Source organism: Kluyvera georgiana, assembly GCF_050990895.1.
Taxonomy (GTDB): Bacteria; Pseudomonadota; Gammaproteobacteria; order Enterobacterales; family Enterobacteriaceae; genus Kluyvera; species Kluyvera georgiana.
Genome location: NZ_CP158865.1, coordinates 2,290,637 through 2,306,323, shown reverse-complemented (window position 1 = coordinate 2,306,323; position 15,687 = coordinate 2,290,637). Strand labels below are relative to the sequence as shown.

General features: G+C 54.4%; 13 protein-coding genes. 5 read left to right on the top strand and 8 right to left on the bottom strand.

Translation table 11 applies throughout. The features are described 5' to 3' along the window. Positions 1-35: 35 nt before the first annotated feature. Positions 36-1,541, bottom strand: coding sequence for a carboxylesterase/lipase family protein (locus ABTW00_RS10910; protein ID WP_433640700.1), 1,506 nt, complete (start codon positions 1,539-1,541; stop codon positions 36-38). Between the two features lie 44 nt (positions 1,542-1,585). Next, positions 1,586-2,929 carry a 2-oxoadipate dioxygenase/decarboxylase HglS gene (gene hglS / locus ABTW00_RS10905; protein ID WP_433640698.1) on the bottom strand — a complete coding sequence of 448 codons (1,344 nt, stop codon included), beginning with the start codon at positions 2,927-2,929 and terminating at the stop codon, positions 1,586-1,588. A gap of 226 nt (positions 2,930-3,155) precedes the next feature. On the opposite strand from hglS, the gene pcaH reads away from it, so the two are divergent. The 3 genes from pcaH to ABTW00_RS10890 all read left to right on the top strand — a co-directional run bounded on the left by pcaH (position 3,156) and on the right by ABTW00_RS10890 (position 5,633). Further along, on the top strand, positions 3,156-3,896 hold the full coding sequence (pcaH, locus tag ABTW00_RS10900; protein ID WP_064545211.1) for a protocatechuate 3,4-dioxygenase subunit beta: 741 nt from the start codon (positions 3,156-3,158) through the stop codon (positions 3,894-3,896). Further along, entirely contained in the window at positions 3,893-4,513 is a 621-nt protein-coding gene (gene pcaG / locus ABTW00_RS10895; RefSeq protein WP_065357138.1) for a protocatechuate 3,4-dioxygenase subunit alpha, read from the top strand. Before pcaH ends, pcaG begins: the two co-directional genes overlap by 4 nt. Positions 4,514-4,709: 196 nt before the next feature. Further along, a complete protein-coding gene (locus ABTW00_RS10890) occupies positions 4,710-5,633 on the top strand; it encodes a LysR substrate-binding domain-containing protein (protein ID WP_064545207.1) in 924 nt (307 codons plus the stop codon). Between the two features lie 37 nt (positions 5,634-5,670). On the opposite strand, the gene ABTW00_RS10885 is transcribed toward ABTW00_RS10890, so the two are convergent. Then, the gene (locus tag ABTW00_RS10885) at positions 5,671-6,573 is read right to left on the bottom strand and encodes a lipopolysaccharide core biosynthesis protein RfaZ (protein WP_433640695.1); all 903 of its coding nucleotides are present in this window, start codon (positions 6,571-6,573) and stop codon (positions 5,671-5,673) included. A gap of 518 nt (positions 6,574-7,091) precedes the next feature. Between ABTW00_RS10885 and ABTW00_RS10880 the strand changes: the two genes are divergently transcribed. Continuing rightward, positions 7,092-9,467 carry a membrane-bound PQQ-dependent dehydrogenase, glucose/quinate/shikimate family gene (locus ABTW00_RS10880; protein ID WP_433640693.1) on the top strand — a complete coding sequence of 792 codons (2,376 nt, stop codon included), beginning with the start codon at positions 7,092-7,094 and terminating at the stop codon, positions 9,465-9,467. A gap of 44 nt (positions 9,468-9,511) precedes the next feature. Here ABTW00_RS10880 and ABTW00_RS10875 read toward each other — a convergent pair whose 3' ends face one another. The 5 genes from ABTW00_RS10875 to cybB form a co-directional block, all read right to left on the bottom strand. Beyond that, positions 9,512-11,206: a methyl-accepting chemotaxis protein gene (locus tag ABTW00_RS10875; RefSeq protein ID WP_065357140.1), complete on the bottom strand. Its 1,695-nt coding sequence runs from the start codon at positions 11,204-11,206 to the stop codon at positions 9,512-9,514. 137 nt (positions 11,207-11,343) lie between these two features. Then, positions 11,344-12,462: an S-(hydroxymethyl)glutathione dehydrogenase/class III alcohol dehydrogenase gene (locus tag ABTW00_RS10870; RefSeq protein ID WP_065357141.1), complete on the bottom strand. Its 1,119-nt coding sequence runs from the start codon at positions 12,460-12,462 to the stop codon at positions 11,344-11,346. 23 nt (positions 12,463-12,485) lie between these two features. After that, a complete protein-coding gene (locus ABTW00_RS10865) occupies positions 12,486-12,761 on the bottom strand; it encodes a metal/formaldehyde-sensitive transcriptional repressor (RefSeq protein ID WP_064545198.1) in 276 nt (91 codons plus the stop codon). A 436-nt stretch (positions 12,762-13,197) separates the two neighbouring features. Further along, positions 13,198-13,836 (bottom strand): leucine efflux protein LeuE, encoded by a 639-nt coding sequence (leuE, locus tag ABTW00_RS10860; protein WP_065357142.1) that lies wholly within the window; start codon positions 13,834-13,836, stop codon positions 13,198-13,200. Positions 13,837-13,910: 74 nt separating this feature from the next. Further along, positions 13,911-14,438 carry a cytochrome b561 gene (gene cybB / locus ABTW00_RS10855; RefSeq protein WP_064545311.1) on the bottom strand — a complete coding sequence of 176 codons (528 nt, stop codon included), beginning with the start codon at positions 14,436-14,438 and terminating at the stop codon, positions 13,911-13,913. 224 nt (positions 14,439-14,662) lie between these two features. Between cybB and gap the strand changes: the two genes are divergently transcribed. Beyond that, positions 14,663-15,664 (top strand): type I glyceraldehyde-3-phosphate dehydrogenase, encoded by a 1,002-nt coding sequence (gap, locus tag ABTW00_RS10850; protein WP_064545194.1) that lies wholly within the window; start codon positions 14,663-14,665, stop codon positions 15,662-15,664. Positions 15,665-15,687 lie beyond the last annotated feature (23 nt).

Here is a 15,687-nt window from a genome sequence, read left to right as displayed (position 1 = left end):
GACTGATAATCCAATTGGTAGCGCAAGAAAATCTGCTAATCCAGGCTCACATGGTGTTTCATCACGCGTTTAAACAGCGCCAGCCGCGCGCGCATAAAACGGTTTTCCATACGGAAGCCAACGTGCTTATGTAGCCCAATACGCAGCAATCGGTCACGGCCACGTACCGAGGCCGGCCAACGTACGGGGCCCGTCAGAATCGTATGCTCCGCGCTGGCATGACGCGCGAAGTTCACCCAGTAATCGGCCACCTGGGCGGCAAAGGCTAAATCGCGCGGCGTGACATAGTCGCAGGATGGCGGTATGTGTCCCAGCGTATCGAAAACATAAGGCACTTCATTGCCATGCCACGCGCCGTGAGGATAGGTGTCGTGTTCCGCTTCGGCAACGTAGTCGAACCAATAGCGCCAACACGGTTGGTTCAACCGCTGCTGCGCCTGCATCACCACGTAGCCGAGCGTGGTAAACGCCATGTCGCGGCACACCTGACGCCCCAACTCCTCATCGCCCTTCACGCCGGGATAGAGCAGTTTGATTAATCCCAGTCCCAGGCGGCGCTCGCGGCGTAGCTTCTGGATTTCTCCGGCCAAATCAACGCCAAATACAGCCATGACGCTCGCTTCGTCACTGTTGGAACCCACGAGTACCGGCATGGGATGCTGCTTTGCGGCGAAAAAAACATCCAGCATCGGCTGTGGCAGTACCGCATCACCGACAATCGGCGCCGGCCCCAGGTTATGCGGAGCAGTCAACGACCAGAATGCATCAGCCGGGATTTCACGCAGACTTTGCGCAGACGCGTCGGGAAGATTGAAGTGTTCAGCTAACCGTTCACCGCGGGCCAGTGCCGTTTCACGCGGCATATCCGGCAGCGTATAGCCGCTCTGGATAATGGCTTTATGGAACAGTCCTTTCGCCTTAGGCGAAGCCATCAGCGACAGCACGCTGCGCGCGCCCGCTGATTCACCAAATAACGTGATATTGTCGCAGTTTCCGCCGAAGGCGGCGATATTGTCCTGCACCCAGCGCAGCGCAGCGATTTGGTCCATCAGACCAAAGTTATAAAGCCGTTCGCCCTCTTCTTCTTCCAGCGCCGGATGGGCGAAGAAGCCCAGGTGGCCCAGGCGATAGTTAAGCGTCACCACCACCACGTCGCGCCGTGCCAGCGCCTTGCCGTTGTACGGCGGCAGCCCGCCCGCGCCGATAGTAAAACCCCCGCCGTGCAGCCAGACCATCACCGGCAACGGCGCATCACGCTCAGCAGGCGCCCAGACGTTGAGATAAAGACAATCTTCGGAGAAGAGACCCGGATCGCCGCCGCCCAGTTCCTGGCAGTATTCACTGTTTTGCCAACTGGAAGCCGAAAAGGTCTCAGCGGGGCGAATGCCCTGCCACGGTATGACTGGCTGCGGCGCGCGCCAGCGCAGGGGGCCAACCGGCGGTGCGGCATAGGGAATGCCGCACCACAGATGGATATCCTCATCCACTCGTCCTGACAACGCCCCTTGTAAGGTCTCTACGCGCGTTGAGGCATTCTGCATCGGTGTTCATCCTTTTTTGTTGATTCCTATGCAGATTAACCGTTTCAGAGCAAACCGCAACGGCGTTTGCTACGCACCTCCGCGTCTTCATAGAGCCTGAACTCATCCAGGACTGGCCGTCCCAGGGCGGCTTCAAAGGCACTGCGGCTGGCATTGCCATGGCTGCGCGTCTGCGCATCGCCGCCCAGATTCGACTGGAAAATCCCGGCAGCGCTCACCGGCAGAAAATCTTCATAGGTGATGGGCTGCGCGGTTATCCAGCCGCGTTCAATAAACGGTTGCGGGTCGTCACCGGGACGAATCGCCTGTCGGTGCGCATCGCCACTCGGCGTCAAGCGATAGCGGAACCAGGCCAACCCCTGCTGGCGCAGGAGGAATTCGCTATCGGGAAAGGCTTTAAACACCTCTTGCAGATGCTGCTGATGAGTGAGGTTATCTTTTCCCACGCCCGCTTCGCTCAACAACCGGTCGTATAGCGCTCGCCCTTTCGGCGTTAAAGCCACCCCGCGCTGCTCAATTTCACCAAAACGCGCGGTATGCGTGCCGCTGGCATCGCCGGCAAATGCCACCGGCTCTTCCAACGCCTTAAAGCTGGTCTGCCGCAGCAGTAGCGGTACCGCACGTCGCGGCGGCCCTTCAATCACCGCCTTCGGCTCAATGCCATATTCGGCCATCAGCGACTGCACTTGATCGATATCCAGCGTGCGCGGCGTCAGGTGGTTAATATGACAACCGGGGAAGCAAACCACGTCGGCAATCAGCCGATGCTGGCGGTTCAGCGCCTCGTAGGTAGCTTTGTCTACCGTGGTATGCCGGTGCCAGCGGAAGGTCTCCAGCGCTTCATGAACAAACTCCTTGGCCTGCTCGGCGTTGAAACCGTTCTGCTCATCATGAAGATTCATCAGCGCTCGACAGCTCGGGGTGAAAATATCGCGCCGGGCGAGAATTTTCGCCGCCTTTTCGCGCAGCGCGGGATCGTCGATCAGCTCCAGACGCAGTAGCGAGGTGAAGATGCGGAAGGGATTGCGTTGTAACGCGGCATCATCCACGGGTCGAAACGCGGTGGAGTGAACCGGCACGCCAGCGACCGACAGATCGTAATACCCGACCGGCTGCATCCCCATAATGGCAAACATGCGACATAGCGTCGCCAGTTCTTCAGCCGTTCCCACCCGTATGGCGCCATGACGCTCAACGTTCAGACGCGCCAGCTCATCGGCGTTCGCCAGCTGTTCATGCAGGCGAGCATTATTTTCCAGTACCGCCAGATTCACATCAGCGACAAGCGCTAACAACGTGCCATATTGCGGGACTTCCTGCTGGTACATTGCCGACATTGCTTGTGAAAACTCTTCCCGAATATCATCTGCTGAAAGGGTGTGCGCCATGTTGTTCCATCTCCTGTGCCTATATTTGCAGTGTAGGTAAGCACATGAGGCTATGCGGTAAGAATTTACAAAGTGTGATCCCGGCGACTGAGTTGATTTCACAGTGAATCCCGGCATTTACATAACCACAGGTTATTTAAAACACACCTTAAATTCACTATTAATTAACAATGCATTTACACACACTGTGTGAGGCAATAATAAAATACCCTACACGGAGCCACCTATGAGCACAAAATGGTCACCGCAAGAAGTGATTCACCGGGATTACAACAATCACCCACCGGCTTTCGCGCCGGGTTACAAAACCAGCGTGTTGCGCTCGCCGCGTAACGCCCTTATCTCATTGCAAAACTCGTTATCTGAGATCACCGGTCCGGTCTTCTCCCAGCAGGACATTGGCCCGCTGGATAACGATCTGATTCTGAACTACGCCAAAGACGGCCTGCCGATTGGTGAGCGTATTATTGTTCACGGCTACGTGCGTGACGGCTTCGGGCGTCCATTGAAAAATACGTTGGTCGAAGTGTGGCAAGCCAACGCGGGTGGCCGTTACCGCCATAAAAAGGATCAGTACCTGGCCCCCATCGACCCCAACTTTGGCGGCTGTGGCCGCGTGATGACGGATGAAAACGGTTATTACTTCTTCCGCACCATCAAGCCCGGCCCGTATCCATGGCGCAACCAGGTCAGCGACTGGCGGCCATCGCATATTCACTTCTCGATTTTTGGTGAAGCCTTTGCTCAGCGCCTGATCACACAAATGTACTTTGAAGGCGATCCGTTAATTAAACAGTGCCCTATCGTGCAAGCCATCAATAACGACGATGCGGTTCGTACGTTGATTGCTGAGCTGGATACTCACGCCGCCGTGCCGCTTGACTGTCTGGCCTATCGTTTTGATTTGGTACTGCGCGGCCAACGCGCCACGCTGTTTGAAAACCGTACGCAGGGGGCTGCACGATGAAAGACTATTTACCCGAAACCGCCTCGCAAACCGCTGGGCCTTACGTCCACATTGGGCTCGCGCCAGACGCCGCCGGTTTTCATATTTTTGAGAAAAACTTTGGCCCAACGCTGGTTAACAGCCATACCCCGGGTGAACGCATAGCCATTGAGGGCCGCGTGTTCGACGGCTCTGGTACGCCGGTTCGCGACGTACTGATTGAGATCTGGCAAGCTAACGCCGATGGGCGCTACAACCATGTCGCCGATCGGCAGGAAGGCAAGTCACTGGACGCTGATTTCCGCGGCTGGGGTCGCGCCTGCTCTAACTTTGACAGTGGCGTCTGGCGCTTCGACACGATTAAACCGGGGCAAGTCGTGGGTCGCGATGGGCGCTTAATGGCGCCGCACGTCAACCTGTGGATCGTCGCGCGTGGTATCAACATCGGCCTGAATACCCGCATGTACTTCTCTGATGAGCAGGAGGCCAATGCCAGCGATCCGGTGCTCAACCTGATCGAGTGGGAAGTCCGTCGCCAGACGCTGATTGGCCACAAAGAAACCCGTAACGGCGAGACGGTGTATCGCTTTGATATTTATCTGCAAGGTGATAAAGAAACGGTCTTTTTTGACGTATAAACGCTGATATCTCCGGCGTCTCTGCGCGCCTCTGAGCTTCTTAACCCGGCAGAGTGCAACGACGCCGGGTTATCCCACCATGCAACAAAACGCTTGTCTGTTAAACCGCACAAATGTTAATAATAATTTGCTAGCAAGTTATCAAAATTAAACAACATTACTTGTCACCCATGCTGCTCTGTTTTTAACATCGCTTATGGAAAAAAACGCTCTCTTTAGTCAGCGCATTCGCCTGCGCCATTTGCACACTTTCGTGGCCGTCGCCCAGCAAGGAACATTGGGGCGCGCGGCTGAAACACTTAATCTCAGCCAGCCTGCACTCTCCAAAACGCTGAATGAGCTCGAACAGCTCACCGGCACGCGGCTTTTTGAGCGCGGTCGTCTGGGCGCGCAGTTAACCCTTGTTGGCGAACAGTTCTTAACCCATGCGGTCAAGGTACTTGATGCGCTGAATACCGCCGGGCAGGCGTTGGTTCGTAAAGAAGGTGTTAACAATGATGTGGTGCGAATTGGCGCACTGCCCACCGCGGCGCTGGGCGTTCTCCCGGCGGTAATTGGTCAATTTCATCAACAGCAAAAAGACGTCACCCTCCAGGTTGCCACCATGAATAACACCATGTTGTTGGCGGCGCTGAAGTCCGGAGATATCGATCTTGGTATTGGACGGATGTCTGACCCGGAACTGATGACCGGGTTAAACTATGAGCTCTTATTCCTCGAGTCGTTGAAGCTGGTCGTGCGACCTGACCACCCTATCCTGCATGAAAACATCACCCTGAGCCGTGTACTGGACTGGCCGGTTGTCGTTTCACCAAAAGGTACAGTGCCACGTCAGAATGCCGAGACGCTACTGCAGAGCCAGGGCTGTAAAATGCCTGCGGGCTGCATTGAAACGCTTTCTGCATCGCTATCACGCCAGCTGACGGTTGATTACAACTATGTCTGGTTCGTGCCTTCCGGCGCGGTGAAGGACGATTTGCGGCGCGGTACGCTCACCGCGCTGCCTATTGCGACTCAAGGCCAGGGGGAACCCATCGGCATCCTCACCCGCGTAGACACCACGCTCTCCTCCGGCGCGCAGACGTTATTGAGCGCCGTTCGTAAGTCGATGCCTGCCTGATGATGTGCTTCGTGGCCTGTCCGGGCCACGAAGACGCCTAGCTGGCGTGTTTATCCGTATGCGCCCAGGAAAGCTTAGGGAAAGCGTCAATCGCGCTTTCCAGGGACAAATTCACGACACTGATATTATTCAGCTCGCAATAGGATTGTGCGGCATAAAAAGAATGACAGATTTGGTCAAAATCACGGTCGAGTCGCGTGCCCAATTTATCCGTCACCGTTTCATAAAAACGCGGTTGGTTAAAATTATTCATATCCAACCCTGCGATATATATCTGTCGATAACCCAACGCACAGGCAATTTGTAACGCCGGGTAGACTACCGTACCATAATCAAACAGCCCATACTCAATGTTATCTGAGAAGCCCGCCCCATCCAACCAATGGTAATGCTCATCATTAATAATCAGTTTCTCTTTTGCGGCGAGGAATTTATAGACGCACTCGCCGGATACAGCTTCGAACACCTTGAAACCGCAGCGGATATGCCGCCATTCAATGTTGGAGAAAATGGTTTCCAGCGTTGTATAAGGACAAAAAACCGTGAGGTCGTCTCGCGCAACCAGTTTCTTGACCAGCGATAAACGGCGGAGCACGAAATTTCTGTCCGTAATGGCATACCATTTAAAATCAATGGTTTCCATTGAAATTGCGCCATTAACACCAAAGTAATCAAACGATGCATTGAAAAAATGATTATCGATATGATTGACGGACGGCCCCGTTGCCATAATAAGCAACGGCTTGTTTCTTTTTTCTTTGCCAACGCAAGGGGTGTTTATCTGCTTATGTTTAAAAAACACAGCATCAATACTCCCTTTTTCATTTCTCACCACTTTAAAAAAAGGCCATAGATTTTTATTGTGGTGATACTGTTTCGAGTGTGTCGTCCGGTACAATGTCTTGCAAAACCATTTAGATAAATTATTAATTGCTATCATAATATTTATTCCATGAATAAATGCCAGCAATACATGGCAGGCTCTGTTATTATAAGTTACAGCATAAAATAAAAGGCCATAAGTTAACGTTTTTCCAATAAAGGAAAAGGAATACTTTTTATTTTAACCCGGATATTAATGTCAGAATATTGCAGATGAAAAATTCAGAATTTAGCTCGTCTTAAAATTACTGCTACGTTAACGTCATGTTTTCGCTCTTCACCCCAATGTTCTGCTCCCCTCAGCCGACGGTTGAGTGACGCATCGAGAGTCTCCAGGCGGCAACGCTTACAATACCAATATGCAAATAATGCGAAATTATTTATTAACAATTGCGCAATGCAATTTAACAGATCTATCATAGCCATAAGTTAACCAAATGGTTCATAGGTGGTTTCATTTGCGAACCATACACCCCAATTAGAAACAACCCGGCATTTCATTCAAAACACCATCGCGACATCATTAACCCACTTGGTTCAGTCGCGTGCATTTTATGCTGTCGAAAGGAGAACAGTATGGCTACTGGCAACGTGCCGCGAGGATTTCCCCGAATCCTGCAGTGGCTTCTTATCGGGCTGATGGCAATCATCGGTCTGGCGATTGGCGCGCTGGGGGCAAAGCTTGCCGCCGTGGGCGGCACCTGGTTCTTTGCCCTGATGGGGCTGGTCATGGTGGTCAGCGCCATCCTGATCGCCCGTCATCGTCGCGGCGGGATTGTGCTGTATGCACTGGCCTTTATCGTCGCGATCGTCTGGTCTATCAGCGATGCGGGCTGGGAATTCTGGCCACTCTTCTCACGTTTGTTCGCCTTTGGCGTGCTGGCGTTCCTCTGCGCGCTGGTGTGGCCGTTCATGTCCGCTAACCAACCCGCCAAAAAAGTCCTGCCATTTGGGCTCGCTGCGGTCATTGCCGTAGCCCTGCTGGCAAGCGTTGGCGGTATGTTCAAGCCGCAAACGTTGGTTTCCGCTACCGAAGCGGTACCGGTTATACCGGTCACCGCCGGTGAGGAACAGAAAAACTGGGAGCACTGGGGTAACACCACCCACGGCGACCGTTTTGCGGCACTGGACCAGATCAACAAGCAGAATATCAATAAACTGCAGGTGGCATGGACTGCCCGTACCGGCGATATTCCGCTGAGTAACGGTTCGGGAGCAGAAGATCAGAACACACCGTTGCAGGTGGGTGATACCCTGTTTGTCTGCACGCCATATAGCAAAGTGCTAGCGTTGGACGTTGATACGGGTAAGGAGAAGTGGCGCTATGATTCAAAAGCCACCGCACCAAACTGGCAACGTTGTCGCGGCCTGGGCTACTTTGAAGAGACCCCGACATTAAGCGCAGCGCAGACAACGACACAGCCTGCAGCCTGCCCGCGCCGCCTGTTCCTGCCGACCACCGACGCGCGCCTGATCGCCATCAACGCCGATAATGGCGCACTGTGCGAAGACTTTGGTCACCACGGTATTGTGGATCTGAGCGTTGGTATGGGTGAAATCAAACCGGGCTACTACCAGCAAACGTCCACACCGCTTGTCGCGGGGAACGTGGTGGTCGTGGGTGGCCGCGTCGCCGATAACTTCTCTACCGGTGAACCGCCAGGTGTGGTTCGTGCCTACGACGTACGTAGCGGCAAACTGGCCTGGGCGTGGGATCCGGGTAATCCAAACCTGACCGGCCTGCCGCCGGAAGGCCAAACCTACACGCGCGGTACGCCGAACGTCTGGTCGGCAATGTCCTATGACGCAAAATTGAACCTGATTTATCTGCCAACCGGTAATGCGACCCCGGATTTCTGGGCCGGTGAACGTACCGCGCTGGACGATAAATACAGCTCTTCCATCGTTGCCGTTGAGGCGACTACCGGTAAAGTACGCTGGCACTATCAGACCACGCACCATGACCTGTGGGACTTTGATCTGCCTTCACAACCGCTGCTGTACGACCTGCCGGACGGTAAAGGCGGCACCACGCCAGTGCTGGTACAGACCAGCAAGCAGGGCATGATCTTCATGCTTAATCGTGAAACCGGTGAGCCCGTCGCAAAAGTGGAAGAACGTCCGGTTCCCGCAGGCAACGTGGATGGCGAGCGTTATTCTCCTACGCAGCCTTACTCCGTCGGCATGCCGATGATCGGCAACGAGCAGTTGAAAGAGTCCGATATGTGGGGCGCGACCCCGGTTGACCTGCTACTGTGCCGCATTCAGTTTAAAGAAATGCGCCATCAGGGTATTTTCACCCCGCCGGGGGTCGACCGTTCCCTGCAATATCCGGGGTCACTGGGCGGTATGAACTGGGGCAGCGTCTCGGTTGATCCGAACAATAGCCTGATGTTCGTTAACGATATGCGCCTGGGCCTGGCTAACTACATGGTGCCGCGTGAAAATGTGGCGAAAGGTGCCAGTGGTATTGAGATGGGAATTGTGCCGATGGACGGTACACCTTACGGTGCGATGCGCGAACGCTTCCTGTCGCCGCTGGGTATCCCCTGTCAGAAACCGCCGTTTGGCACCATGTCCGCGGTGGACCTGAAGTCCGGTAAGATCGTGTGGCAAGTACCGGTGGGCACCGTAGAAGACACCGGCCCGCTGGGTATCCGCATGCATATGCCGATTCCAATCGGCATGCCGACACTTGGCGCATCGCTGTCAACGCAGTCGGGTCTGCTGTTCTTCGCGGGCACCCAGGACTTCTATCTGCGTGCATTTGACACTGCGACCGGCAAAGAAATCTGGAAAGACCGTCTGCCCGTTGGCAGCCAGTCCGGCCCAATGACCTACGTATCGCCGAAAACCGGCAAGCAGTACATCGTCATTAACGCCGGCGGCGCACGCCAGTCGCCGGATCGCGGTGACTATATCATTGCATACGCCCTGCCGGATTCGCAGTAATCCTCTTCCCCGTAGCCAGCCCTGGCTACGGGTTTTTCAGCTTATCAGAACGTTTCCCAGTTATCCGCACCTGCCGTGGCCACCACCGGGCGCGTCGGCGTAAACGCCGGTTTGGCACTGGACTTTTCATGGTCACGGTTTTCACTACGCTGAATACGAAACGCCCCGACGGCTTCGGTAAGGCGTGCCGCCTGCTCTTCCAGCGAAGCCGCCGCCGCTGAGGCTTCCTCTACCAGCGAAGCATTCTGCTGAGTGACATTATCCATCTCCGTCACCGCCTGGCTGACCTGCTGTATACCGCGGTTTTGTTCATCGGAGGCGGCCGCAATCTCCAACATAATATCCGTCACGCGTTTTACCGCATCGACGATATCCGTCATCGTCGAGCCTGCGCGCACAACTTCATCCGAGCCGCGTTCGATTAAGGTGACAGACTCGCTGATCAGCCCTTCAATCTCTTTCGCCGCCTGGGCGCTGCGGCTTGCCAGCGTACGCACTTCGCTGGCGACCACCGCAAACCCGCGGCCCTGTTCGCCTGCGCGCGCCGCTTCAACCGCCGCGTTAAGGGCGAGAATATTGGTCTGGAAGGCAATACTGTTGATGACCGACGTAATTTCCGAAATTTTCTTCGAGCTGGTCGAGATACTGCCCATGGTCGCCACCACGCCGGAAACCAACTGGCCGCCGCGTGATGCTTTACCGGAAGCGTCTTCCGCCAGTTTGCTGGCATGATGGGCATTGTCGGCGTTTTGTTTCACCGTCGCGGTCAACTGCTCCATACTGGCCGCCGTCTGTTCAATGGCCGCGGCCTGCTGTTCAGTGCGGGAAGAGAGATCGGTGTTACCTACTGAAATTTCGCTGGTCCCACGGTAGATCTCTTCGGCTCCCTGACGCACCGTGCCAACCGTCTGCACCAGCGCATGCTGCATTTTTTGCAGGTTACCGTTGAGCTGGCCAATTTCGCTGCGCCCTACCGGTTCATCCGCCATGGTCAGGTCGCCGCTGGCAATCTGCGCGATACGCGCGCCGGCACGCTGCAGTGGCTGAATGACCACGCGGCGTAATGTGGTAAAGGTCAGTACCGTCATGACGAGAGCCAGTACGAAGGCACCCATCATAAAGATGATGCCGAGACGGGTACGATCGTGAGCCATCTCTGCTAATTGATTAGCACGAGCGGTACGGATATCAATCACTTTCAGCCGTACGTCGTTGTAGGCGTCATCCAGCGCACGGGCTTGCTCACTTTCGTAGTTGATGATCGCTTCAAACATGCCGTTCTGGGCATATTTCAGCATCGGTTTCATCCCTTCCAGGTAGGCGTTATAGCGTTGATTCATTTCACCATCCAGCGCCTGATCGGCCGGGGTTTTCACGCCTCTGTCGGTATAGACCTTAAATCCGGCCTGCGAACGCTGAATCCATTGAGCTGCCGCCGCGAGATTTTTCTTCATGCTCTCCATTTCGGCAATTCGGCTATCCGCCCCGGCGTGGATCATCATCAAACGCGCTTCACGCAGGTAGTTAGCGCTGTCGGAGATCCCCACTCGTACCTGTAACTCATGGGTAACATCACGTTGGTCAATATCGGCTTGCCACATAAAGTAGCCAGCCAGCCCCGAACTCAGGGCAAAGAGCAGCAGGATGCCGCCAAGAACGGAACCAAAGAACGGTACCAGGCGGATGTGATGTAAGAAACCGATCTTTTGCGCACGGATCGGCGCAGCCTTTTTATCCATGAGTTGACTCTCTTGTACTTGAGGTAAGTACTAGAGTCATCGGCCATCGCCGCTAATTTCTTATCAGGAAAGGTACAAAACGTAAGACGGGTCACACTTCATGCAACCAGCGGGAAAAATCCCGCTGGTTGGCGGCGTTATTTATCGCCGAAATGAATAACGGTACGGATAGATTTGCCTTCATGCATCAGATCGAACGCTTCATTAATCTGATCCAACGGCAGGCGATGGGTGATAAACGGGTCGAGCTGAATTTTGCCCGCCATCGCGTCCTCTACCATGCCAGGCAGCTGGGTACGGCCCTTCACGCCGCCGAACGCTGAGCCGCGCCATACGCGGCCAGTCACCAGTTGGAACGGTCGGGTTTTGATTTCCTGACCCGCACCGGCGACGCCGATGATGATGCTTTCACCCCAGCCTTTATGGCAGCATTCGAGCGCGGAACGCATCACGTTGACGTTGCCGATACATTCAAAGCTGAAGTCCACACCGCCATCGGTCAGTTCGACGATCACATCCTGAATGGGCTTATCGTAGTCTTTCGGGTTGATAAAGTCGGTCGCGCCCATTTCTGCCGCCAGCGTAAATTTCTCAGGGTTGGTATCAACCGCCAGAATACGCCCCGCCTTCGCCTGTACCGCGCCCTGGATCACCGCCAGACCGATACCACCAAGACCAAAGACCGCCACGGTATCGCCTTCTTTCACCTTCGCCGTGTTATGCACTGCGCCAATACCGGTGGTCACGCCGCAGCCCAGCAGACAAACTTTATCCAACGGCGCCTGCGGGTTCACCTTCGCCAGCGAAATTTCAGCCACCACGGTGTATTCGCTGAAGGTGCTGGTGCCCATGTAGTGGTAAATCGGCTCGCCGTTATAAGAAAAACGGGTGGTACCGTCCGGCATCAGCCCCTTGCCCTGGGTGGCACGAACGGCCTGGCACAGGTTGGTTTTACCGGATTTACAGAACTTACACTCGCCGCATTCAGCGGTGTACAGCGGAATAACGTGGTCGCCCGGTTTCAGGCTGGTGACGCCTTCTCCCACTTCAACCACTACGCCGCCACCTTCATGGCCCAGCACCGCCGGGAAAACGCCTTCCGGGTCATCGCCAGACAGCGTGAACGCATCGGTATGGCAGACGCCGGTATGGGTGATTTTGACCAGCACTTCGCCTTTCTTTGGCGGCGCGACGTCAATTTCAACAATTTTCAGCGGCTGACCTGGGCCAAACGCAACTGCAGCACGTGATTTCATAGCTGTCTCTTCCGTTGTGATGATTATTTTAAATAGGATCGTAGCAGATGACCGACTTCCGTCATGCGTACTGCACGCTGATCCGGCGTGGTGTCTCCACTAACCAATTCATCTTTGAGATGCATCTCAACCATCTCGCCCATCAGGCCGTTGGCGGCCCCGCGAATGGAGGCAATTTGTTGCAGGATTGTGAGACAGGACTCGCCGGATTCCAGCGCGCGCTCCAGCGCCTCAACCTGCCCTTTAATGCGGCGAACCCGGGTTAATGCGCGTTTTTTGTCTTCAGGTGAATGCGGCATAAGCCCTCCGGTAATATAGGGGGGTATACTATCAGTTGTTTTATAAAATTGTAAAATGATTGCGCAAGATTTGCGAAATGGTCAGGGCGACAATCATCGCCTTGTGCTGCTTCATAGCCTGCTTCTCCTTGACCCGAGGGTCCGCAAGAGGCTAATCTGATGATGTACTTCATAGATGTGGCCTCGGTTAATGTTGAGCGTCCGGCAAGACGCTCAATGTTTCCGGGGCTTTTCTCTATCTGCCGTTTGGCTAATGCCTGAGACAGATAGCCTCAAGCACCCGCTAAGATAGTAAACCCTGCAGATAAGTCTATGAATCACTTTATCTATTGGCTTTAAGCACCCTATCGGGCGTATCTATAACGGCTTTGAATTATGGCGGAAGACGGGATGGGATTGCCGGATGGCGGTTACCGCCATATCCGGCATCGTTAACTCAGGATTGCAGCGTCGCCAGACGCGCGGCAAAACCGACAAACACCAGGCCTATCAGGCTGTTGCCAATCTTCGCCAGCTTCTTACGCGTTTTGACATAGCGGGTGACCAGCGAACCGGACACAATCAGGAAACTCAGATAGGTAAAGCTGACCAGCTCCAGCGTCAGCGCGAGGATAAAGAATGCCAGCCCCGGCGTTTTGGCGTGCACATCAATAAATTGCACAAAGAACGAAACATAGAACAGAATCGCCTTCGGGTTTGTCAGGCTTAGGGTTAACGCGCGTTTGAAGATAGCATGCCCCGGCTCAGGCTCGTCATCCTGCCCCGCCGTTTTGCGCTTGAGGGTGCTATAGAGCATCTTGCCGCCGAGATACAGCAGATAAATCGCGCCCAGATAACGCACGATATTAAACAACACTGGCGTCGTTTTAATGAGTGTAGCAACGCCAGCGAAGGAGAGAAACATCAGCACGGCATCGCCGATAAACACCGCCAGCGCGGCCATGTACCCTTTACGGATACCGTGCGCGACGCCGGTTTTCAGGACGAAAAACGTATTTGGCCCCGGAACCAGAATAATAAAAATGGCCCCGAGTAAATACGTCCAGTAATTCAGCACGCCAAAATCTGCGAACACCCTGTTCTCCCTACGCATACGTAACAAAAATGATGGCGTATGGTAACGCGAAACCCAGGGAGTTTAAAGCCTTCTTAACGCTTACGCGGCATCATCCGCAGCAGCGTGTTGTCCTTCCAGATATAGTGGTGTGCCAGCGCGGCCAGCGCGTGCAGACCAATCAACCAATAGCCCAGATTCGCGAGAATGACGTGGTACTGCTTAAGCGTATCCACCAGGTCGAAATTGGCCTCAGCGGCGTGCGGCATGGTGAGACCAAACGCCAGCCATGGGTTACCACGGTTATACATCAGCAGCAAACCAATCACCGGCAAGGCGATAAACAACAGGTAGATAGCCAGGTGGCCAAGGTGCGCCAGGCCGGTCATCATCGGCTTCGGTTTCGGCACAATCGGCGGCGCCGGGCGCTTGAGACGAATCAGCAGTCGCGCCACCATCAACACCAGAATGCTGATACCGCAGGAAACATGCACCATATTAATCATCGGGCGGTCACTGCGTGGAAACAGTCCGCGCAGTTCCATCGCCGCGTAGGCTACCACCACCAGCAGAAAAACCAGCCAGTGGATCGCAATTTGTAAGCGTGAATATTTATCGTTCATCACCGGGACACTCTGAAAAGTAATATAAAAAGCAAAATAGCCGCGTTTCCTTAAAAATTCATTAACTTTTTCATATCGATACAAATTAGTCGCGCAAAATAACATTGCCCTTCCCCAATGACTGAACTAAGCCTGGACAGGTGAAACATATAATCCACACTTATCTATCAGCGGTTTCAAGTACACGTATTGGGTTGACACCCCATCACTGACAGGAGAGCACCATGAGTAAAATTGGCATTAACGGGTTTGGACGTATCGGCCGACTGGTTCTGCGCCGGTTACTGGAGGTATCCAGCAGTCATGAAGTGGTCGCGATAAACGACCTGACGTCACCAAAAGTGTTGGCCTATCTCTTGAAGCACGACTCCAACTATGGCCCCTTCCCCTGGAGCGTTGATTTCACCGACAATGCGCTGATTGTTAACGGTAAAACCATTACGGTTTATGCTGAAAAGGAAGCAAAGAATATCCCATGGACCGCCCAGGGCGCTGAACTCATCGTTGAGTGTACCGGTTTCTACACCTCGACGGAGAAATCTCAGGCCCACCTCGACGCCGGGGCCAAAAAAGTGCTGGTCTCCGCGCCGGCCGGTGAGATGAAAACGCTGGTGTTTAACGTTAACGACGATACGTTGAATGCCAGCGATAAAATCATCTCCGTTGCCTCTTGCACCACCAACTGCCTGGCGCCGATGGCCAAAGCGCTCAACGATGCTTTTGGGATCGAAGTGGGGACGATGACCACCATCCACGCCTATACCGGCACCCAGTCGCTGGTCGATGGACCGCGTGGTAAAGATCTGCGCGCGTCACGTGCGGCGGCTGAAAACATCATTCCACACACGACCGGCGCGGCAAAAGCGATTGGCCTGGTGATTCCAGCACTCAGCGGTAAGCTGAAAGGTCACGCCCAGCGCGTACCGACAAAAACCGGCTCGGTGACCGAACTGGTCTCCATTCTCGGTAAAAAAGTCACCGCCGATGAAGTGAACCAGGTGATGAAAAAAGCCGCCGAAAACAACGAATCCTTTGGCTACACCGAGGAAGAGATTGTCTCTTCCGATATCATCGGTACCCATTTCGGTTCGGTGTTTGATGCCACTCAGACAGAGGTGACCGAAGCCGGTGGCCTGCAACTGGTGAAAACCGTCTCCTGGTACGATAACGAATACGGTTTTGTCACCCAACTGATTCGCGTGCTGGAAAAATTCGCCAAAATGTAATGCCTACGGCGGGCATCTGCGCC